This is a genomic window from Nocardia sp. NPDC051981, from assembly GCF_040680715.1.
In the GTDB taxonomy this organism is placed as follows: domain Bacteria; phylum Actinomycetota; class Actinomycetes; order Mycobacteriales; family Mycobacteriaceae; genus Nocardia.
On sequence record NZ_JBFAXK010000001.1, the window covers coordinates 125,966 to 144,598 of the forward strand.

General features: G+C 67.5%; 18 protein-coding genes. 5 read left to right on the forward strand and 13 right to left on the reverse strand.

What is annotated here, in order from left to right; genetic code table 11:
- The first annotated feature begins 8 nt into the window (after window positions 1–8).
- The 3 genes from AB0L60_RS00590 to AB0L60_RS00600 all read left to right on the forward strand — a co-directional run bounded on the left by AB0L60_RS00590 (window position 9) and on the right by AB0L60_RS00600 (window position 2,585).
- The gene (locus AB0L60_RS00590) at window positions 9–767 is read left to right on the forward strand and encodes a glucose 1-dehydrogenase (protein WP_364605317.1); all 759 of its coding nucleotides are present in this window, start codon (window positions 9–11) and stop codon (window positions 765–767) included.
- 79 nt (window positions 768–846) lie between these two features.
- On the forward strand, window positions 847–1,707 hold the full coding sequence (locus tag AB0L60_RS00595; protein ID WP_364605319.1) for an oxidoreductase: 861 nt from the start codon (window positions 847–849) through the stop codon (window positions 1,705–1,707).
- Window positions 1,704–2,585 carry an aldo/keto reductase gene (locus AB0L60_RS00600; RefSeq protein WP_364605321.1) on the forward strand — a complete coding sequence of 294 codons (882 nt, stop codon included), beginning with the start codon at window positions 1,704–1,706 and terminating at the stop codon, window positions 2,583–2,585. Before AB0L60_RS00595 ends, AB0L60_RS00600 begins: the two co-directional genes overlap by 4 nt.
- Before the next feature lie 428 nt (window positions 2,586–3,013).
- Here the strand turns inward: AB0L60_RS00600 and AB0L60_RS00605 are convergent, their stop codons facing one another.
- The 11 genes from AB0L60_RS00605 to AB0L60_RS00655 form a co-directional block, all read right to left on the reverse strand.
- Window positions 3,014–3,736: a hypothetical protein gene (locus AB0L60_RS00605; protein WP_364605323.1), complete on the reverse strand. Its 723-nt coding sequence runs from the start codon at window positions 3,734–3,736 to the stop codon at window positions 3,014–3,016.
- Window positions 3,737–3,869: 133 nt separating this feature from the next.
- Complete coding sequence (locus AB0L60_RS00610) at window positions 3,870–4,781, reverse strand: universal stress protein (protein WP_364605325.1); 912 nt, start codon at window positions 4,779–4,781, stop codon at window positions 3,870–3,872.
- Between the two features lie 29 nt (window positions 4,782–4,810).
- Window positions 4,811–4,990, reverse strand: coding sequence for an alpha/beta hydrolase (locus AB0L60_RS00615; RefSeq protein WP_364605327.1), 180 nt, complete (start codon window positions 4,988–4,990; stop codon window positions 4,811–4,813).
- Window positions 4,991–5,074: 84 nt separating this feature from the next.
- Complete coding sequence (locus AB0L60_RS00620; protein ID WP_364605329.1) at window positions 5,075–5,344, reverse strand: alpha/beta hydrolase; 270 nt, start codon at window positions 5,342–5,344, stop codon at window positions 5,075–5,077.
- 226 nt (window positions 5,345–5,570) lie between these two features.
- The gene (locus tag AB0L60_RS00625) at window positions 5,571–6,455 is read right to left on the reverse strand and encodes an alpha/beta hydrolase (RefSeq protein ID WP_364605331.1); all 885 of its coding nucleotides are present in this window, start codon (window positions 6,453–6,455) and stop codon (window positions 5,571–5,573) included.
- 200 nt (window positions 6,456–6,655) lie between these two features.
- Window positions 6,656–9,412, reverse strand: a complete 2,757-nt coding sequence (locus tag AB0L60_RS00630) for an AAA family ATPase (RefSeq protein WP_364605333.1) — start codon at window positions 9,410–9,412, stop codon at window positions 6,656–6,658.
- 152 nt (window positions 9,413–9,564) lie between these two features.
- On the reverse strand, window positions 9,565–12,318 hold the full coding sequence (locus tag AB0L60_RS00635; protein ID WP_364605335.1) for an AAA family ATPase: 2,754 nt from the start codon (window positions 12,316–12,318) through the stop codon (window positions 9,565–9,567).
- Window positions 12,319–12,360: 42 nt separating this feature from the next.
- A complete protein-coding gene (locus AB0L60_RS00640) occupies window positions 12,361–13,239 on the reverse strand; it encodes an alpha/beta hydrolase (RefSeq protein WP_364605337.1) in 879 nt (292 codons plus the stop codon).
- Between the two features lie 18 nt (window positions 13,240–13,257).
- Complete coding sequence (locus AB0L60_RS00645; RefSeq protein WP_364605339.1) at window positions 13,258–14,265, reverse strand: zinc-dependent alcohol dehydrogenase family protein; 1,008 nt, start codon at window positions 14,263–14,265, stop codon at window positions 13,258–13,260.
- Complete coding sequence (locus AB0L60_RS00650; protein WP_364605341.1) at window positions 14,262–14,714, reverse strand: hypothetical protein; 453 nt, start codon at window positions 14,712–14,714, stop codon at window positions 14,262–14,264. Before AB0L60_RS00650 ends, AB0L60_RS00645 begins: the two co-directional genes overlap by 4 nt.
- A 37-nt stretch (window positions 14,715–14,751) precedes the next feature.
- Window positions 14,752–15,396, reverse strand: coding sequence for a VOC family protein (locus tag AB0L60_RS00655; RefSeq protein WP_364605343.1), 645 nt, complete (start codon window positions 15,394–15,396; stop codon window positions 14,752–14,754).
- Between the two features lie 751 nt (window positions 15,397–16,147).
- Here AB0L60_RS00655 and AB0L60_RS00660 point away from each other — a divergent pair.
- Together AB0L60_RS00660 and AB0L60_RS00665 are read left to right on the forward strand one after the other, a co-directional pair.
- Window positions 16,148–16,561 carry a nitroreductase/quinone reductase family protein gene (locus tag AB0L60_RS00660; protein WP_364605345.1) on the forward strand — a complete coding sequence of 138 codons (414 nt, stop codon included), beginning with the start codon at window positions 16,148–16,150 and terminating at the stop codon, window positions 16,559–16,561.
- 343 nt (window positions 16,562–16,904) lie between these two features.
- Window positions 16,905–17,288, forward strand: coding sequence for a VOC family protein (locus AB0L60_RS00665; protein ID WP_364605347.1), 384 nt, complete (start codon window positions 16,905–16,907; stop codon window positions 17,286–17,288).
- 165 nt (window positions 17,289–17,453) lie between these two features.
- Here AB0L60_RS00665 and AB0L60_RS00670 read toward each other — a convergent pair whose 3' ends face one another.
- Together AB0L60_RS00670 and AB0L60_RS00675 are read right to left on the reverse strand one after the other, a co-directional pair.
- Window positions 17,454–18,197 carry an SDR family oxidoreductase gene (locus tag AB0L60_RS00670; RefSeq protein WP_364605349.1) on the reverse strand — a complete coding sequence of 248 codons (744 nt, stop codon included), beginning with the start codon at window positions 18,195–18,197 and terminating at the stop codon, window positions 17,454–17,456.
- Between the two features lie 16 nt (window positions 18,198–18,213).
- Complete coding sequence (locus tag AB0L60_RS00675; protein ID WP_364605351.1) at window positions 18,214–18,624, reverse strand: DUF3224 domain-containing protein; 411 nt, start codon at window positions 18,622–18,624, stop codon at window positions 18,214–18,216.
- Window positions 18,625–18,633: the final 9 nt, after the last annotated feature.

The following is an 18,633-nucleotide window of genomic DNA, read 5'->3' on the forward strand; positions in this document are numbered from 1 at the left end:
CAAGAGAAATGGCACAGCAATTCAATGGAAAGTCGGCACTCGTCACCGGCGGCGGCAGCGGTATCGGGCGGGCCAGCGCGTTGGCCTTAGCGACCGAAGGGGCGATCGTGACGGTCGCAGGCCGCACCGAGGCAAGTCTGAAGGAGACCGTCCGGCAGATCGAATCGGCAGGCGGTACAGCGCGATTCGTGGTGGCCGACGTGACCGAGGAAACGCAGTTGAAACGGGCCGTCGAGGCCGCGGTCTCGGGTATCGGCCATTTGGACATCGCGTTGAACAATGCCGGGTATGACGGTGAGTACCAGCTGACCTGGGAGTACTCGGCCGACATGCTCGATCGCATGATCGCCACGAACCTCCGGGGCGTTTTCCTCGCCATGAAATACGAACTCCAGCAGATGGTCTCACAGCGATCCGGTGCGATCGTGAACATGGCCTCCGGCGCCGGCCTGGTCGGGGTGGCGGGCTTCTCCGGCTACACCGCCACCAAGGCGGCCACGATCGCCATGACCAAGAGCACTGCGCTCGAGGCCGCGCCCTACGGCATCCGCGTCAACGCGGTCGCACCCGGATTGGTCGAAACCCCCATGATCGCCACACAGGACCCGAACACCGAACCGATGAAGTCCATCATCGCCTCGCACCCGCTCGGGCGGATTGCGACGGCGGACGAGATCGCCGACGCCGTCGTCTGGCTCAGTTCCGGAAAAACGAGCTTCATCACCGGCGCGACCATTCCCGTCGATGGCGGATACACGGTGCCCTGAACGGGCCCTCAGCAGCAGGGCTGCCCCGTGGCCGGAACGCCATGGGGCCGAGTCCCTCTCCAGTTCAAGGAGTTACGACATGCCGACGATGAACCCGAGGACGTGGTTGATCACCGGAAGTTCGCGCGGCTTCGGCTTCAGCCTTGCCCGTGCCGTCCTCGCCGCCGGCGACAATCTCGTCGCGTCCGCGCGAAATCCTGTGGCCGTCAGCGATCTCGCTGAGAAATTCGGCGATCGGGTACTGCCGTTCACTCTCGACGTGACCCGACCTGAGCAGGCCCATCTTGCCGTCGCCGCGGCGGTCGAGCGTTTCGGGCGTCTCGATGTAGTCGTCAACAACGCCGGCTACGCCAATCTCGACTCGATCGAACACATCACGGAGGACGATCTGCGCGCCCAGGTGGAAACCAATCTGTGGGGCGTCGTCAACGTCACGCGCGCCGCGCTGCCGGTACTGCATCGCCAGCGCGCCGGGCACATCATCCAATTCTCGTCGATCGGCGGCCGGCAGGGCTCACCCGCACTCGGCGCGTACCAGCTGTCCAAGTTCGCGGTCGGCGGATTTTCCGAGGTGCTCGCAGCAGAGGTCGCTCCGCTGGGCATCAAGGTCACCATCATCGAACCCGGCGGCTTCCGCACAGACTGGGCAGGCACGTCAATGCGCACCGCACACGCTCTGGACCCCGATTACGAACCGACAGTCGGGGCGATGATCAGGCGACTGCGTGACAATCACGGCCGCGAGGACGGCGACCCCGACCGCGCCGCCGAGGTCATAATCGAACTCGTCGGGCTCGCCGACCCGCCGCTTCGACTGCTGCTCGGCAGCTATGCGCTCGAACGCGCCGCCGACATCCTCGAACGACAATCGGCGTCCGATCAGAAATGGGCCTACTTGAGCAAGCGGACCGACTTTCAACCTCCGGAGGACGCGAAATGACAACCGCGGCAACCGAAACCATCACCATCGGCGGCGATTTGACCGTCGGCCGCGTCGGCTACGGCGCCATGCAGCTGACCGGACCGAAGGTCTGGGGCGAATACCCCGACCGAGAACGCGGTATCGCACTGCTGCGCACCGTCGTCGAGAAGGGCGTGACCTTCATCGACACCGCCGATGTCTACGGGCCCCACTCGAACGAGGAACTCATTCGCGACGCCCTGCACCCCTATCCGGACGATTTGGTGATCGCCACCAAAGGCGGCTTCGTCCGCGGTGGCCCGGAATACAGCGATATGGGCGCGGTCGGGAACCGGAACTACCTGCGGCAAGCGGCCTACATGAGTGCTCGCCGGCTCGGCCTGGACCACATCGACCTGTACTACTTGCATACGCCGACGATGACCGACGCCCCCTTCGAGGACATCGTCGGAACCCTCGTGAAGATGCGTGACGACGGGCTCATCCGCCACATCGGACTCTCCAACGTCAGTGCAGACCAGCTACGGACGGCGCTCAACATCACCGACATTGCCGCTGTCACAGTGCATTACAACGTTGCCGAGCGTCTCGGCAGCGCCGTCCGGCAGCTCGCACAGCAATCGGGCATCGTGTTCTCGCCCTGGCATCCCGGCGCTGTACCCACAGGCGAGGAGGGCATGCCCTTCCACCGCGTGATCGATCCCATTGCCGCGGAACACCGTGCCACACCACAACAGATCGCCCTTGCCTGGCAACTGCACCGTGGCGGACAGGCGCTACCCATCCCCGGTACGACCAGCATCGAACACCTCGAGGAGAACCTCGGCGCCGCGAACATCGAACTCTCTCCGGCCCAGGTTGCCGCCATCACCGCCCTTGTCCCTGAGGAACATTGAGAAATGATGCTTCAGTCTGACCGTGGTTCAGCGATGGAATGCAGACTTGGCGCTGGTCGAGCTGGTCCTGCCGGGCGCGTATCTATGCCGGCAGCTGCGGAACCCTTCACCGATTCCGAGCATCGCGGTCTCCCTCGATGGCAATCACCTATGCCATAAGTGACTCCTACGCGGCCAGCGCGTGTGACTACGTGCCGAGGCCACTGAGAAGCGATGAACTGCTCGACCACATCGGGGTGCCCATCTCGCACCACCGCAGGCCCATTGAGGCGCCTACGACTACTGCTGTGCAGAAGGACAAGCCGGTTGAAGCTTCGCCTCGGGCCGCTGACCCCGCGATCACCACGCGTCGAGCTTCATCACCGGTGTCGACGGATTCGTCCCAGGCCGTGGCCGCGGCCACCACACCGCGGCCGCGGCAGTGAAGGTCAGCTGATCCTCACGTGGTCGAGGTCGATCGAGACCAGGACCGGATCATCGACGCGATGTCCATTCGCGTCGCGGCCGTAAACGACTCGGCTGGTGGGTACGACGATCCCCTCGACTGTCAGAAAGTCGCTCGAGTAATGGGCGGCAGGCGAATTCGCCGAGATCTCCACGGAGTAGTCGCGTCTGCGGATCAGGCCGTCGGCGTCGATGTAGAGCACCTGGTTCGGGCTGTGGGTGGCGATGGTGTCCGGGTACTGCACAGCCAGCCGCCGCCAGGTCTCGCCCTGCTCGTGCCAGGCGCCCAGCTGTTCGATGTAGACGCCGGGCAGGGTGAGCGAATAGGGCTCGGACAGGTAGGTCCACATCGCGTAGCCCGAGAAATAGGCCAATTGCAAGGTCGACCACGGGGTTTCCAGTACGTGCCCGGCGAACGAGTCGCGCGGCGTGGTCAGTTCCTCGACCGTGCGGGGTGCGGGGTCGTCGGTTTCGATCGCCACGCGGTCGGGACTGAACGACAGTCGAATATCGGGCGTGGGCGCCGGCCGGAGCCACGTGCGCTGTTCGTGCAGCCGGATCTCGACGGTCGAATCGTTGATGATCCCGTCGACGCCCTTGAGCACCCACAACACCCCGCCGACACGCTGATGCACCGAGATGGCGTCGATCCTCCGCCAGCGCTCGACACCACCGTACGCGCCGATCACATCGTCTAGTAGATCCATGGCAATCGCTCCTCAGTCTCGCCCCGCGGGAACCTCCTGCGGCATAGACCACGGTCCGTCAATCCGGTCGTGCTTCGCGCCAGTGATCACCCCTGGCCCGTGGCTCGTGCGGTTCGAGCCAGGGATTGTCGATTCACTGTGTATGAGTCCTGTCGGGCCGGACGACGAGGATCGGGGCGGGCGCGCTGTGAACCAGAGCGGAGCTGGTGGAACCCAGCAGCATGCCGGGGAAGCCGCCTCGCCCATGGCTGCCAACCACGAGTAGCTGCGCCCGCTCGGACTCCCCGAGGAGTGCATGGACCGGTCTGTCGCGCACCAGGATCCGGCTGACCTGGACATCCGGGAACTGCTCGCCGAATCCGGCAAGGCGTTCGGCCAGGATCTCCTCCTCCTCGGCGCGCGGAAAATCGCGGTCCAGATGGGACGGAAGCGAGCCGCTGTAGTCGGTCCAGGCGTGTAGTGCGGTCAGACCGACCTTGCGCATCGACGCCTCTTGGAAGGCGCGTTCGAGGGCGGGAACACTGTTCGGGGTGCCGTCGATGCCGACCAGCACTGGCTGGCCGGCCGAGATCGGGTCGAGCCCGGTAAAGCTGCGCACGACAGCGACCGGACTGTGCGCGTGCCGGGTCAGCGCGCCGCTCACCGAGCCCAGCAATCCGCGGCCGAGCGCACCGAGTCCGCTGCTGCCGAGCACCAGTGTGTGGGCCCGCCTCGATTCGTCGATCAGGTAGGCGGTGATCGGGTCGAAGGTCACCTCGGTGCTTACCGCGATGGGTCGTTGCGCCGCGATGCGTGCGACGCGGGCGGCCTCGGCCACCACTCTGCGGCCCTCGTCGTGCGCTGACTCGATGTCGCGGTCCGTCCAGATCAGGTCCGGCGCCCATACCGTCGGCAGTGCCGCCGAGGTGACGATCCGCAGCGGCCGATCGTATTGTGTGGCCTCGACCGCGGCCCAGGCCGCAGACCGGTAGGAGGTCTCCGAGCCGTCGACGGCAACCACGATGGGAAGACCGGAAATGCTTGGGGCAGTACTGGTTTCTGTCATTGCTGTCTCCTGAATCGGTTGATCTGTCGTCAGAGTCGGTCGGCGTCGATCACCGCCTGTGCGAAGCCGTCCGGGTCCTCGGCCGGGACGTTGTGCCCGACTTCGAACACCCGGTGGTCGTATTTGCCGGTGAACCTGCCTCGATAGGCCGCGCCGTCCCCAGCCGGCGTGAAGGGATCGTGCTTGCCGTCGATGGTGATCGTCGGCACCGAATGGGCGGAGCCGCTTGCAGTGTGGTTTCCGCGTCCGCGTAGTCCGGTTCGGCGGGCGCCAATCCGAGACGCCAGCGATAGTTACCGATCACAATGGGAACGAAGTCCGGATTGTCGAAGGCTGCGGCGGTGACGTCGTAGGTGTCCTTGGAGAATTCCCACGTGGGAGAGTCGACCGTGCCCGTGGCGGTCGTGCGCGATGGCCCGGAATCCCGCCGCCGCAACCAGATTCGCCTGAGTGTCCCAGGCGTCGGCGTTGAGCGGCCAGCCGTGGGAGAAGATCACCGGGCGGCCGTCGCCCCAGTCTTTGTAGTACTTCTGAGCGCCGTCGCGCAGGGTGATGAACGGCATGACGGATCACCTTCCGGGCAGGAGGAGTTGGTGAATTCGATGGCGGTGCGCCATTCGAATCGATGTCTCCACTCTCGCCGGGCGAGCAGCTGATCGCGCCTGGGGGAACCCCGGGTCCATACCCGGGCCACGGTACTGGCGCGGCCCGATGATGCCCGGCTGCATCCTCCGGATACGCGGACGCCCCGCCCGGAGAACTCGGGCGGGGCGAAACCTGGTGCGGCGGTTATCGTGCCGTGGAGTTGGCGGCGTCGATGATGAGGTCGGTGACCGCTTTGGTCTGGGAGAACATGGGGACGTGCGAGCTGTCGACCTCCACGGTCGTGCTGTGGGCGCGATCGGCCTCGAAACGCTCCAGGTCGGCACTGAGCGCCAGGTCCTGGCGGGCGATGAGCGACCAGGACGGGATGGTGTGCCACGCGGCGGCGGTCGGAACCGAGGAGAACGCCGCGGCGTCGGTCGGCCGCTGCTGGGCGGCGATCACACGGGTGACGTCGGCAGGGACATCGGCGGCGAACACATCGCGGAACTTGTCGGGGTTGACCGTCAGCTGGGTGCCCGTGCTGCCGTCGGCGTTGGTGTAATTCGTCGGCACCAGCGCGGGACCGAGCTGCGACGTCGTGGCCCGCGCCACCAGCGCGCTGACCTGCTCGCCGGTGTCCGGGATCAACGCGGCGATGTACACCAGTGCTTTCACCTTGGGATTACCCTCGGCGGCCTGCGAGATGACAGCTCCTCCGTAGGAGTGCCCGACGAGCACGATCGGCCCCTCGATGGGGGCGATGGTGGAGCTCAGCCGCGCGGCGTCCTGCGCCAGGCCCTCGAGCGGGTTGGCGGCGGCGATGACCGTGTACCCGTCCCGCTGCAGCGATTCGGTGACCTTCTGCCAGCTCGAGCCGTCGGCGAATGCGCCGTGCACCAGCACGATGGTCGGCTTGACGGGCTTCGGCTTGCCGGGGCCATCCGGGGAGTCGAGGCGTCCGCCGGCGGGCAGGACGACGGACGGACCAGCGGCCTCCGAGACCGGTCCGGAAGCCCAGATCGGTGTCGCCGTGAAAGTGGCGACCAGCACGGCCATGAAGCCGACGGCATAGCGGGGATTGCTGAACATTGTGGTTCTCCAGTTCGACGCCGATGTCCCAGCCCGGTGTGGCAGCGACTCGATCAGCGTCGCGCCGCCGGGCACCGGCTCGCGCCCGGGAGAATCCCTGGTACCGACCCCGGCTCAGTACTCGACCAGTGGGCGCCAGGGTGCCGGGCAGGACCGTCGCTCGAGGCTTGTGCCGCAATCGGATCCGGCGTCGGGCCGGTCTATCGGGCTCGCTGGGCCAGGGCGTTGGAGAGTTCGCGGCGGGAACCGATGTCGAGCTTCGCGAACACCTTGCGCAGGTGCCATTCGACCGTGCGTGCGCTGAGGAACAATTGGGCGCCGATCTCCGGGTTGGTGCGGCCGTCGCAGGCGAGCCGGGCGATGAGCGCTTCCTGGTCGGTGAGCGCGTCCGCCTGATCGATCTGGCGGCGGCGCACGCGTTTTCCGGTGGCCAGCAGTTCGCGCCGAGCGCGCTCGGCGAACGCCGCGGTCCCCATGCCGACGAACATGTCGTGGGCGGTGCGCAGGTGCTCACGGGCCTCCTCACGCAGCCCTTCCCGATGCAGCCATTCGCCGAAAAGCAGATACGCGCGTGCCAATTCGGGGCGCAGCTCGGTCCGTGCGAGCCGAGCGATCGCCTCCTTGTAGAGCTGCCTCGCCGCTTCGCCCGCGGACGTCAACGCCCGGGAGCGCGCCACCAGTCCGAGCCCCTCCTCGGTACCACCCGCCATCGCGACCCGCTCCAGCTGCGCCACCGCCGACCGCGCGAGCTCGGTCCGGCCCGTGCGTACCGCCGCCTCCACCAGTTCGGGCAGTGCCCAGTTCGCGATGAAGATGTCCGGCGAGGTCTCACGGGCGCGGACCGCCTCGATGACGGCTTCCTCGTAATCGCCGAGTCCGTTGTGCAGCACGGCCATTGCCCAACCGCAGAAGGTGATGGCCCCGCCGTTCCCCGTCACGGTCGCCACCTCCAGCGTCGCGCGGACCAGGGCTTCCGAGCCGGCCCGGTCACCGCGCAGGCAGGCGAGAATGATCGGGGCGAAGGACCACGCGGTGGCCCCGGTCGCCTGGCATACGGCCTCCGACTCGGCGACGATGGCGGCGGTCGCGGCGAAGTCTCCGGTCCACGCGGTGACCGCGCCGAGCGCCGACAAGACGACCGGCAGCAGGTCAGCGGCCGCCGCACAGCGAACGACCTCCGCATTGCGCCCGAGGATCCGCCGCCAGGCACCGTGATCCCACAGGGCGACGGCGGCCGCGTGCGCGAGCCAGCTCCAGCGCAGCACGTCCTCGGGTGATTCGGTGGTGCCGTCGAAGGCATCGACCACTTCGCGCAGCGCGGGCGCCGCCTGCGCCGGGCCCGCCGTGATGGCCAGCGACAACGCGTGCAGGATCTGTTCCGGCTTACCGGGACGCACCGACCGGGGCAAACGTTGTGCGGCCCTGGACACTTCGGCCAGATCGCCGTCGGAGGCGAGTCCGCCCGCGAAGACCGCCGCGATCCAGGCGGCCAGAAAGGTCTCGCGCGCCTGGTCCAGATCCAAGGCCGACAATCGGATCGCCGCGCGCAGCAGGCGCGCGGGCGCATCGTTGCCCGAGCCCGACGCGAAGGCGATCTGCCCGCGCAACAGGTCCGCGCGCGCGTGCTGGGGCGGATCCAGCGGATCGACCTCCATCGTCGCCAGCAACCCGAGCGCCGAATCATAGGATCCCGCTTGCAGATTCGCCTGCGCGGCCGCCAATAGCCGTTCGATCCGCTGCCGGGGATCCGCGGACAGCAGCCCCGCCCGCTCCAGGAACGCCGCTGCGGCAGCGGGGCCGCCGCGTGCCTGGGCGCGGGCGGCGGACCGCTCGAGATCCGCGGCGGCGTCGTCGTCCGGGCCGACGGTCGCCCGGGCCCGGTGCCAGGCCCGGCGGTCGGGATCGAGGGTCGGGTCGGTCGCCTCGGACAACGCCCGGTGGATGTCGCGACGATCGGAGTCGCTTGCCGACCGGTAGGCGACTGACCGCAGTAGCGGATGCCGGAACCAGACCCGCGTGCTGAATTCCGCGACACCCGCTTCTACCGCGGGGGTCGCCGCCGACAGCCCGATACCCAGCGCCGACGCCGCCTTCCACACCAGTGCGGCATCGCCCGACGGGTCGGCGGCGGCCAGCTGGAGCAGGCGGCACGTGTCGTCGGGCATTGCGGCGAGTTGCCGGCGAAATCCGTCCTCGATCCGGCTGGACAACGTGACCGCGTCGGGCAGCCCGAAACCGCCGGCGAGGCGATTCCAGGTTGTTCCGCGTGCCCACTCCAGCATGGCCAAAGGGTTGCCGCGGGTCTCGGCCACGATCTGGTCCCGTACCCGGGCATCCATCGATCCCGACATCGTGGACTCGAGCAGCGCGTGCGCGTCGCGGGCCGACAAGCCCGTCACGGCAAGTTCTGGGATACCGGCCAATTCCTCTGCTGCGACTCGGGTTCCGAAGACCACCCCAACACGCTCGGCGGCCAGCCGTCTCGCCACGAATCCGAGGACCTGGGCCGAGGCACGGTCCACCCAGTGATGGTCGTCGACTACGCACAGCAGTGGCTGATCCTCGGCGGCCTCCGACAGCAAACCGAGTACCGCCAGCCCCACCATGAACGGCTTCGGCGCCGGCCCATCACTCAGCCCGAACGCGGTGCGCAGCGCATCTCCTTGGGGCGCTGGCAGTTTGCCCACCCGATCGAGCAGCGGGCCGCACAGCTGATGCAAAGCCGCGAAGACCAGTTCTATCTCCGACTGCATGCCGATCACGCGCAATACCCGCAAACCGGTTGCCCGGCTGGTGAGATTGTCCAGCAGTGCCGACTTGCCTATGCCCGCGTCACCTCTGAGTACAAGGACCTGGCTCTCCCCGGCGCGCACGGCGTCGAGCAATCGAGTGAATGCCTCGCGCTCGCTGTCGCGACCGACGAGACCACCGGCGCGGCCCGGTCGCATGGAACTCATTGCGAGAACTCCCCTTCGAACTGTGCGGTCCCTGTGATGGACCACGTCACAGCCTGTCCGAGGAGCCCCGGTATTCGCGCCCGTGTCGCCCCCGGTGAACACCCGGGTTTCGCAATGCCGCGATGATCCCGCGGCGGGCATGTGCGTCGGGATCAGGTGGCGCGCGCGACCTCGCGGTCCGGGAGCGCGTCACGCAACTCGCGTCGAGAGCTGATCCCGAGCTTGCCGAAGACCTTGCGCAGGTGCCATTCCACGGTGCGGGCACTGATGTACAGCTCGCTGCCGATTTCCTGGTTTGTGCGGCCGTCGCGCGCCATGCGGGCGATCTGGCCCTCCTGCGGGGTCAGGTCGTTGAGCGTGTCGGAGGTTCGCTTGCGAACCTTCTCCCCGGTGGCGAGTAGTTCGTGCCGGGTGCGTTCGGCGAATCCGTCGGCCCCCATCGCGACGAACTCCTCGAAGGCTGCCTTCAAGTGGATGCGTGCATCGCTGCGTCGGCGTTCCCGGCGCAACCACTCGCCGAACAGCAGTCGCGACCGTGCGAGCTCGAACCGCAGGCGTGTGCGGCCGAGGTGCTCGACCGCTTCGGTGTAGGAACGTTCGGCCGCGTCGCCGACACTGATCAGGGCTCGCGAGCGCGCCAGCAGCCCTGCCGCCCAGTCTGATTCGGGAACCGCCGCATAGGCGGTCAACCTGTCCAGCGCTCTCATCGCGGCGTCCTTGGCCCCGCTACGAACGGCAGCCTCCACCAGATCTGGCAGCGCCTGCGCTGTGAAGGGGCCGAGGTTACCTTCGGCTGCCCGGACCGCGGCGTCGAACGCCAGGTCGTAGTGGCCGAGCCCGAGGTTGAGCAGGGCGGTCGCGCGATCAGCGATCTGCAGACCGAGCCCTTCGCCGCGAGCCGTCGCCTCCGCTGCGACGGTCGCGATCAGCGGCGCGGCCTGGGCGGCGTTTCCCTGGTAGGCCAGCAGGAACAGGTCGCCGTACGACGCTCTCTGTGTTCCGGTCACCTCTTTGACCCGTTGCTCCTCGAGACCGAGGTCGCGCGCGTGCTCGACGTCTCCGCGCCACAGCACGACCACGCGATGGGCGTTGAGCGCGTTGGCCAGCGGCGCCAGCGCTCCGGCTTCGCGCGCCAGCGCCACGTGCCGGCTGCTGGCCGTATCCCATGCCTCGAAGTCCCACAGTGACAGGGCCGCGTTGGCCACCAGCACGCCGCGACGCAGGAAGACGTCCAGGGAAACGTTGGCGTCGAGGAAGGACGTCACTGCCTGCCGGAGCGCGGGTGCCGCGGCGGCCGTTCCGTCTGTGACCAGGGTGGCCAGTCCGGGGCCCAGCGAGTCGATCGGGCTCGCAGAACTCGACGACGGCGCCGAGCAGGCGGCTCGCGAGACCAGCATCAGGTCACCGTCCGGATGCGCCAGGCTCCCTGCGACGAGTGCGGCGCCCCAGGCGTCCAGGTACGTGTCGCGGGCCAAGCTCGGGTCGAGGGACTCGAGCCGGCGAGCCGCCCGTACCAGCGCGACCGGAGCGTCGCTGCCCGATTTCGCCGCGCGTCCGGTGAGCCCACGCACCAGGTCCGCGCGGGCGCGTTGCAGGTCGTCTACCGCGTGTGCCTCGGCTTCGGCGACGAGTCCGAGGGCCGTGTCGTAGCGGCCCGCGTCGAGGTGTGCCTGCGCGGCCTCCAGGGTGCGTTCGGTGCGTTGTCGCGCATCGGCCGTGAGCGCCGCGGCCCGCTGCAGGAACGACGCGGCCGCGGCGACTCCGCCGCGCGCCCTGGCACATTCGGCGGCGTCGTACAGCGCGGCGGCGACGTCATCGTCGGGTCCGGTGGTCGCGGCGGCGAGGTGCCAGACCCGGCGTTCGGGCTCGGCCTCGGCATCCAGAGCATCAGCCAGCGCGGCGTTCACCGCGCGACGTCGCTCCGGTGTGCCGGCACTGTAGGCAGCGCTACGTATCAGCGGGTGGCTGAACCGCACTTGTTCGCCGACCTCGAACAGCTGGGCCTCCTCCGCGGGCGCTGCGGCGGCCGACCCCAGGCCCAGCGACTGGGCGGCTCGCCACAGCACGGTGGCGTCTCCGGTGGGTTCCGCGGCAGCGAGCAGCAGAAGCAGGCGGGTCGGGTCGGGCAGCTCCCGGATGCGCCGCACGTAGTGGTCGTGGAGGTTGCCGGCCCCGATCGCAGGGAACGCGAATCCGCCCATCAGCTCGGCCTTCCCGCGCTGTGCCAGTTCCAGCAGTGCCAGGGGGTTCCCGTGTGTCTCGGCGACGATCCGGTCGCGGACCCTGCGATCGAGCTGTCCAGGGAGAATCGCCGTCAGAAGCGCGACCGCCTCGTCATGGTCGAGGCTGGGCACGGCAAGTACCGGGATGCCCGCAAGCAGTTGCTCGCCTGCGGGCTCGCGGACCGCGAACACCATGAGCACCGACTCCGCTGCCAGCCGCCTGGCCACGAAGCCGAGGACCTGGACCGATGCGTCGTCGAGCCATTGGGCGTCGTCGACCAGGCACACGACCGGCTGGTTGGTGGCCGCTTCCGAGAGCAGTCCGAGGACTGCCAGTCCGACGACGAATTTGTCGGGCGCATCGCCTGCCACATGCCCGAAAACCACCCGGAGGGCGTGGGACTGGGGATCGGGCAGCGCGGCAATCAGGTCGAACATCGGCAAGCACAGTTGGTGCAGGGCCGCGAACGGCAGCTCGAGCTCCGACTCGACACCGGTCACCTGGACGACTCGGCAACCGGTCGCCTGATCGGAGAGGTACTCCAGCAGTGTGGTCTTGCCGATTCCGGCTTCGCCTCGCAGGACCAGTGCACCGCTCTCACCAGTGCGCGCGCGGCGCAGGGCATCGTCGAGGCGGTGGCGTTCCTCCGTGCGACCGCGAAAGGCGGTGGTCCGTGCGGCCATTCCGCCACACTAGCCACCGCCGTCGCGTTGTACCGCAGGCTTCTATTGGGCCGGTCCGGCGAGGAACTCGTCGACCAGCGTCGCGAACTGGTTGGGGTACTGGAAGAGGAACCCATGCGCCGCGTCGCTGAAAATGCGCAACCGCGCGTTCGACAGGTGGTCGACGAGGAGCTGAGAGTTCGCCGTGGGGATCATCAGATCGTTGTCGCCGGTGGCCACGAGCGTCGGCTGTGTGATACCGGCGAGGCGGGCAAGGCGGCTCGGGTCCGGGATTCCCCACTCGACGATCGCGTCGTACTGGGCTCGCGCGACTTCGGGTCCGGTCTGCCTGTCGGCGTTCTCGGTCCGGCTGAAAATGCGCTGCACGTAGTCGATTCCGAGTCTGCGGCTGCTCTCGGTGACCCCGAAGAAGATGTGCAGCAGATCCTCGAGGCCGTTGTCGGCCTGGTTCGCGGTGCGCTCGATGTCGAAGGTCCAGCCGTGCATCTGGCGGCCGCCTCGAGGCCCGGTGCCGGCCAGTACGAGCCGGCGCACGACGCGCGGGCGCAGGAGCGCGATCTCCTGGGCGACCATGCCGCCGAGCGAGAACCCGAGCAAGTCGACTTTGTCGAGGTCGAGTGCGTCCAGGAACGCGATCGCGTCGCGCGCCATCTCGGTCACCGTCACCGGGACCGTGCCGGTGGAGAGGCCGACCCCGGTGTTGTCCAGCAGGACGACCTCGCGGTGCTCGGCGAGGCTGTCGACCAGGATCGGGTCCCAGTTGTCGAGGTTGCCCCTGAAGTGCTGCAGGAACACCAGCGGCGGCTGTTCGGCCGCGGTGTTGCCGAAACGGCGGTAGGCGTAGGTAACGCCGTTCGCGGCGTCGATGGTCTGGATCCGGGCGGTCATCTGCGACTGCCCGGCGATCTGGGTGGTGGTCATCTGCCTCATCCTCTGCTTTCAGGCCCGGGCCGCGGGGACTATGAGGACCTTGCCGTTGCGCTCGGTCTGCTGGGCGTGCTGGATTGCCTTGGCAAACTCGTCGAGCGGGTAGGTCGCGGTGACCTCAGCGCCGATCACTCCTTCGGCGACCAAGTCGGCGAGCTCGGCGTACATCCGCTGGACCTTCTCGCTCGGCGCCTTCTGCAGCCAGCCGACGATATAGACCGACCGCAACGCGATACCCCGGTAGATCAGGTCCCCGAGCGGGATCGCGGGGGTCTGGCCCGTCGCCGACGCGAACGCCACGACCGTTCCTCCGTCCACCACCGCCGTCACCAATCTGGCCACCTGGTCCGGGTCACCGGTGCCCTCGAAGAGCACCCGAAGGCGTGCGCCCGCGAGCGCTGCGTCCATCCGGACAGGGAGATCCTCACCGTCGACCAGGACGATGTCGGCCCCCAGCGCCTTCACTTCGTCGACGACCGCGTCACGGCGGACAACGGCCAGTGTGTTCAGCCCGGCCCGCTTCGCCAGCGGGATGAGGTAGTGGGCGACGGCCGAGTTGGCCAAGTCCAGACCAACCCAGTCACCGGGCCGCAGGTCGACGTACTCGTGCAGCAGCACGTGGGCCGTGGCCGGGTTGACGGCGAGCATCGCCAGTTGCTGCGGGTCCACGTCTTCGGGGACCGGCACCACGTTTGTTGCCGGCACGACCGTCTTGGTGGCCCACGTGCCGAACCGGAATGTCGGGATCATGATCACGCGCCGCCCGATCAGGGCCGGGTCCACGCCCGGCCCGGCCTCGACGACCCGGCCGACGCCTTCGGCGCCCATCGCCGCGGGCACGTCGGGGTAGACCCCGAACCAGCCCATGGCGAACAGTGCGTCGGCTCCGTTGACGGGCGCGGCTTCGACCTCGACCACGACCTCGCCGGCACCTGCCGTGACGTTCTCCTCGGATACGAGGGCGATGTTGTTCTCGAGATCCGTGCCCACTGCGGTCACGATCACCTTGTCGACGGTCATGACCGCACTTCCTTGCGGGCCTCGATCGCGGACACCGAGTTGCGGAACGCCTTGGTCAGCACGCTCCTGCCGACGGTGGCGAGCACCGCTCCGAGGAACCAGCCGCGAAGGTTCTTACCCTCGCGCACCACGACGTAGTCGATATCGGTCGTGCCGTTGGCCCGCCGGGCCAGGTCGTAGGTGTGACCCGAGGCACGGCCCCACGCGTTGGACGCGGTGGTCGTCAGCACCACGTGCTGCGGGTTGCTCCAGTCGTACCAGAGCCGCTCCCAAACCCCGCCGGATCCTTCGGTGACGTCGGCGTGGTGGTCATCCCGGGCGTGTACCTCGAGGTAGGCGTTGTCGCTGTTGCCGAACAGCTTCGAACGTTCCGGACCGAAGTCGGTCAGGGCCGCCACGAATTCTTCGGGCGTCACACGCGTGTTCGCGTGCATGCGGATGGTGGTCATCGTCGTTCTCCTTGCTGGATCTCGTTGTGGTGGTGTGTCATTCGGGCAGCTGCTCGCCGTGGTGCTCGGCGACCATGTAGGTCGCGTACCACTCGGGCCAGGCCGCGTCGTACTCGCCGCCGTTGCGGGCCTCGTGCTCGCCGTGGGCGGCAGCCGCGCGTTTCAATGCCTCGACCAGGTCGCTGGTGGTGGCGTACGACGTCTCGGTGGCCTCGACGCGGCCCGGGATGCGGGTGGTGACCTCTTGGAGCAGGAAGGCATTGCCGTCCGGATCCGTGAAGGTCGCGAAGGACCCGTAGCTGGCCCGTTCGTCCGCCGCTCCCGCCACGCGGCTGTCGCCCGACATGGGCTGGAACTGTGCTCCGGGGGCACCGGGGTGGAAGACCTCGCTGATCTCCGCGCCTTGGGCCGCGAGCGCGTCACGGGCCTGCTGGACGTCGGAGACCACCAGGTACAGGCCTTGCGCCGTGCCGGGTTCCGCGGTCGTGATGTTGGTGCCGAACTGGATCGACGTCGGCGAGCCCGGTGGGGTGAACTGCACGACCCGGAAGCCATTGTCGAATTCGAAGTCGGCGTCCAGGCGCCAACCCAGGCCGTCGTAGAACTTCTTCGACCGGTCCACGTCGGTGACCGGGATGACTACCGCTTCGAGCTTCAGCGCGGGAACCCCTGTGGTGTTCATTGCCCTGCACTCCTTGTTCTGTTGCCAGCGGTTGCTTACAACTTCAAGAGTGCGATCGGACCGGCTTCGTCGAACCCGTGCCAAACCCTGGTCGACACCCGGGCACAGCCCCTGGGTTCCGAACGAGAGCTGGTCGCGCTGCTGCAGGGTCAGTAGTACGGCGTTCAGCAGTTGAAGAGGTTTCAGATTCGAGCAGGGGCTGGGAGTTGCCGTTCGAGCGGTGTGGCCTCGACGGAATCCGGGAGGGTGGCGATGGGGAAGTCACTCACCACGTCCCAGGCCGATGGTTCGCAAGCCGATCGAGTTCCAAAGTCCCACAGGGGTTCTGGACTTCCGGACCATCGCAGACGCCGGTTCGCCTGCTTGTCCGCCCACCTTTCTTCCGCATCGGAGCCTGAAATCGAGACGGGCTTCCAGTGACAACTGCAACCTGCAATCGGTGCCAACCAGGGTCTGCACATGTGGGTGACGTGCCATGTCAGCACGGTGCAGTTGTGACAACTAAGATCTGTCGTCACACTGAGGCGCCGTCCTGTCCGGACCGGACAGGAAAGCGCCGCCGACCTGAACGGCAATCGGATGCGGCCCGGGGTCGTCCTCCGGTCCCGCGGCCGATCGCGCCCCGATCGGACCGGATGGCCGCTCCGAGCTCCGACCGGACCGCAGCCTCCCTGCTCCACCCACTGGCGAAGCGGAATTTCTCCCCGGCCCGCTCGGTTGGCAGCAGCAGATCTGGAACAGGACAGAGGTTATGAACGCATTCAACGAGTCTGTGATCGAGGAGTTTCGGGCCAACGGCGGGAAGGTCGGCGGGACGTTCGAGGGGCGGACCAATATGGCGCTGATCACCACGACCGGGGCGAAATCCGGCCGGGCGATCACCAATCCGCTCGTCTACGTCCCCGACGCTGAGCGCATCGTTCTCATCGCGTCCAACGGCGGCGCGGACAAGCATCCCGCCTGGTACCACAACCTGCGTGCCGATCCCCGTCTCACGGTGGAGGTCGGTGACGAAACGTACACGGGCAAGGCCGAATTCGTCACCGGGCCGGAAGCCGACGAGCTCTATGACCGCATGGTCGAGCTCATGCCGGTGTTCGCCGAATACCGGGTCAAGACGACCCGGAAGATTCCCGTGATCGCGGTGTATCGCGAAACCGCCTGAAAACAAACAGCGGATCCCACCTGAGGGCAGAGCTTTGAGACTCGAGCTAGCCGCTGCGGGACACGAGTGGAGTGGACAACTGCTCTCCTACGATCATCCTGGGCCGCCGCAGCCCGGCGCGCCGTCGGCTCGAGCCGATCACCCGAAGATGCGAGGACGATCGGCGTCCGGTGACAGTCGTCTGTGAATGATGCAGGCGCGTAACAGCTTTCGCGCCGGAGGCAGTTCACTCGGCCGATCACCCGAATCCCGTTGATGTGATCCATGCCACTATCTGTCACATACTGCCGACGCGGCCGGTCGAGAGAGTGAACCCGCGAACAACGGCAGGAAAGAGAAGACAATGGCTCTGCAGGTCACCACCATCATGCTGGCAGTCGACGACATGGAGCGTTCCAAGAAGTTCTACGTCGCCCTCGGCGCGAAGCTCGGCCAGGATTTCCCGAACTTCGCCTCGTTCGAACTCGACGGCGGTTCCGCCCTCGGCATCTACCCGGTGGCCCACGCCGCCGGCGACGCCGGAGTCTCCCCGGACGGTAGCGGCTTCCGCGGCGTCTCCTTCCACCACATCGTCGACACCACCGAAGAAGTCGACGCAGTGATCGACACCGCCATCTCCTCCGGCGGCGCAATCGTCAAGCCCGCCACCGCCGCCCAATGGGGTGGCTACTTCGGCTACATCGCCGACCCCGACGGCCACCTCTGGAAGATCGCCACCTCCGCATGACCGCATCGTCGACGGTCAACGGCCCGAAATCGAACGGGCCGTTGGCCTTTCGAATGTCGGTCAACTCTTCGGGCGGTCGAGCCCGCCGCTGCCTGCGGGAAAGGCGACCTCGCCGACCGCGAAGACTGACGAGGCCACCCACTCACCTGAATGCGGCGGCAGTACTCAGACCGTGCCGCCGTTGACGCGGATGTTCTGGGCGGTCACCCAGCCACCCGCGTCGGAGGCGAGAAACGCGACCACGGCGGCGATTTCGTCGGGCCGGCCGAGCCTGCCGAAGGCGCTCAACGCTTCCAGCCCGGCGAGGAACTGTTCGCTCTTGCCGATCCGGTAGGTCTCGGTCTCCGTCGCGCCGGGGCTGACGGTATTGATGCTGATCCCGCGTTTGCCGAAATCCTTGGACAGGATGTGGGTGAACTGTTCGACCGCGCCCTTGGTGGCGTCGTAGACCGCGTAGCCGGGCAACATCAATCCGGTCGTCGAACTCGAGATCGTGATGATGCGCCCGCCGTCGGCCAGGTGATCCCAGGCCAGCTGCAGACCGTGGAACACGCCCTTGACGTTCACCGCGAAACTGCGATCGAACTCTTCGGAGGTGACCTGGTCGAACGGCTTGGTGATGGCCACCGCCGCATTGTTCACCAGGATGTCCCAGCGACCGAAGGCGGAAAGCAACTGCTCAACCATCGCCCGGTACTCGTCCGCATTCGTCACATCCGCCGCGATCTCGATCGCGCGACCGCCGGCCGATTCGATCTCGGCGACAGCGGCTTTGGCGAGATCGGGGGTGTGCGGGTGATTGATCACCACCTGGGCGCCCGCGGCCGCAAGGGCGCGGGCGATGGCCGTGCCGATACCGGTGGCCGCCCCGGTCACCAGGGCCGTTCTGCCGGCCAGTGATTCAGACATGCGTGTCCCGTGCCTTCTACTCGAACCAGTAGTCGAGCCAGATCTCGGCGTTCTCACCGAGGTTGGCCTTGAAGCCGCCGGTACCCCGCAAGCCGGCCAGCTTGCCGGTGCCCGACTCGGGTACCACGAACCACTCACCGCTGACGATATTGTCGGCGATACTGCCCTGGTCCTGCAGCAGGAAGGTGCCCGCCCGGCCGGCGATGGTGCCGGTGACCCGCTCGATGCCGACGAAGCTGGCGGTGCCGTCCGCATTGGCGGACTGCAGGAACTCCACCACGCCCTCACCGGAGATGTCGCCGCTGAAGCTCTCCTCGACGTGGATCCGGGTCAGCACCGGGCCCTCGGCCGGCTCCTCGTAGGCCGCCGGCTCGTACTTGTGGACGGTGATCCGGCCGGTGGCGTGGGTGGTTTCGGGATTGCTCATCATTGTTCT

Excerpts from the sequence above, each read along its gene's own strand:
- AB0L60_RS00590 (WP_364605317.1), top strand. The coding sequence starts at position 9 with ATGGCACAGCAATTCAATGGAAAGTCGGCACTCGTCACCGGCGGCGGC.
- AB0L60_RS00595 (WP_364605319.1), top strand. The coding sequence starts at position 847 with ATGCCGACGATGAACCCGAGGACGTGGTTGATCACCGGAAGTTCGCGC.
- AB0L60_RS00600 (WP_364605321.1), top strand. The coding sequence starts at position 1,704 with ATGACAACCGCGGCAACCGAAACCATCACCATCGGCGGCGATTTGACC.
- AB0L60_RS00605 (WP_364605323.1), bottom strand. The coding sequence starts at position 3,736 with ATGGATCTACTAGACGATGTGATCGGCGCGTACGGTGGTGTCGAGCGC.
- AB0L60_RS00610 (WP_364605325.1), bottom strand. The coding sequence starts at position 4,781 with ATGACAGAAACCAGTACTGCCCCAAGCATTTCCGGTCTTCCCATCGTG.
- AB0L60_RS00620 (WP_364605329.1), bottom strand. The coding sequence starts at position 5,344 with ATGCCGTTCATCACCCTGCGCGACGGCGCTCAGAAGTACTACAAAGAC.
- AB0L60_RS00625 (WP_364605331.1), bottom strand. The coding sequence starts at position 6,455 with ATGTTCAGCAATCCCCGCTATGCCGTCGGCTTCATGGCCGTGCTGGTC.
- AB0L60_RS00630 (WP_364605333.1), bottom strand. The coding sequence starts at position 9,412 with ATGAGTTCCATGCGACCGGGCCGCGCCGGTGGTCTCGTCGGTCGCGAC.
- AB0L60_RS00635 (WP_364605335.1), bottom strand. The coding sequence starts at position 12,318 with ATGGCCGCACGGACCACCGCCTTTCGCGGTCGCACGGAGGAACGCCAC.
- AB0L60_RS00640 (WP_364605337.1), bottom strand. The coding sequence starts at position 13,239 with ATGACCACCACCCAGATCGCCGGGCAGTCGCAGATGACCGCCCGGATC.
- AB0L60_RS00645 (WP_364605339.1), bottom strand. The coding sequence starts at position 14,265 with ATGACCGTCGACAAGGTGATCGTGACCGCAGTGGGCACGGATCTCGAG.
- AB0L60_RS00650 (WP_364605341.1), bottom strand. The coding sequence starts at position 14,714 with ATGACCACCATCCGCATGCACGCGAACACGCGTGTGACGCCCGAAGAA.
- AB0L60_RS00655 (WP_364605343.1), bottom strand. The coding sequence starts at position 15,396 with ATGAACACCACAGGGGTTCCCGCGCTGAAGCTCGAAGCGGTAGTCATC.
- AB0L60_RS00660 (WP_364605345.1), top strand. The coding sequence starts at position 16,148 with ATGAACGCATTCAACGAGTCTGTGATCGAGGAGTTTCGGGCCAACGGC.
- AB0L60_RS00665 (WP_364605347.1), top strand. The coding sequence starts at position 16,905 with ATGGCTCTGCAGGTCACCACCATCATGCTGGCAGTCGACGACATGGAG.
- AB0L60_RS00670 (WP_364605349.1), bottom strand. The coding sequence starts at position 18,197 with ATGTCTGAATCACTGGCCGGCAGAACGGCCCTGGTGACCGGGGCGGCC.
- AB0L60_RS00675 (WP_364605351.1), bottom strand. The coding sequence starts at position 18,624 with ATGAGCAATCCCGAAACCACCCACGCCACCGGCCGGATCACCGTCCAC.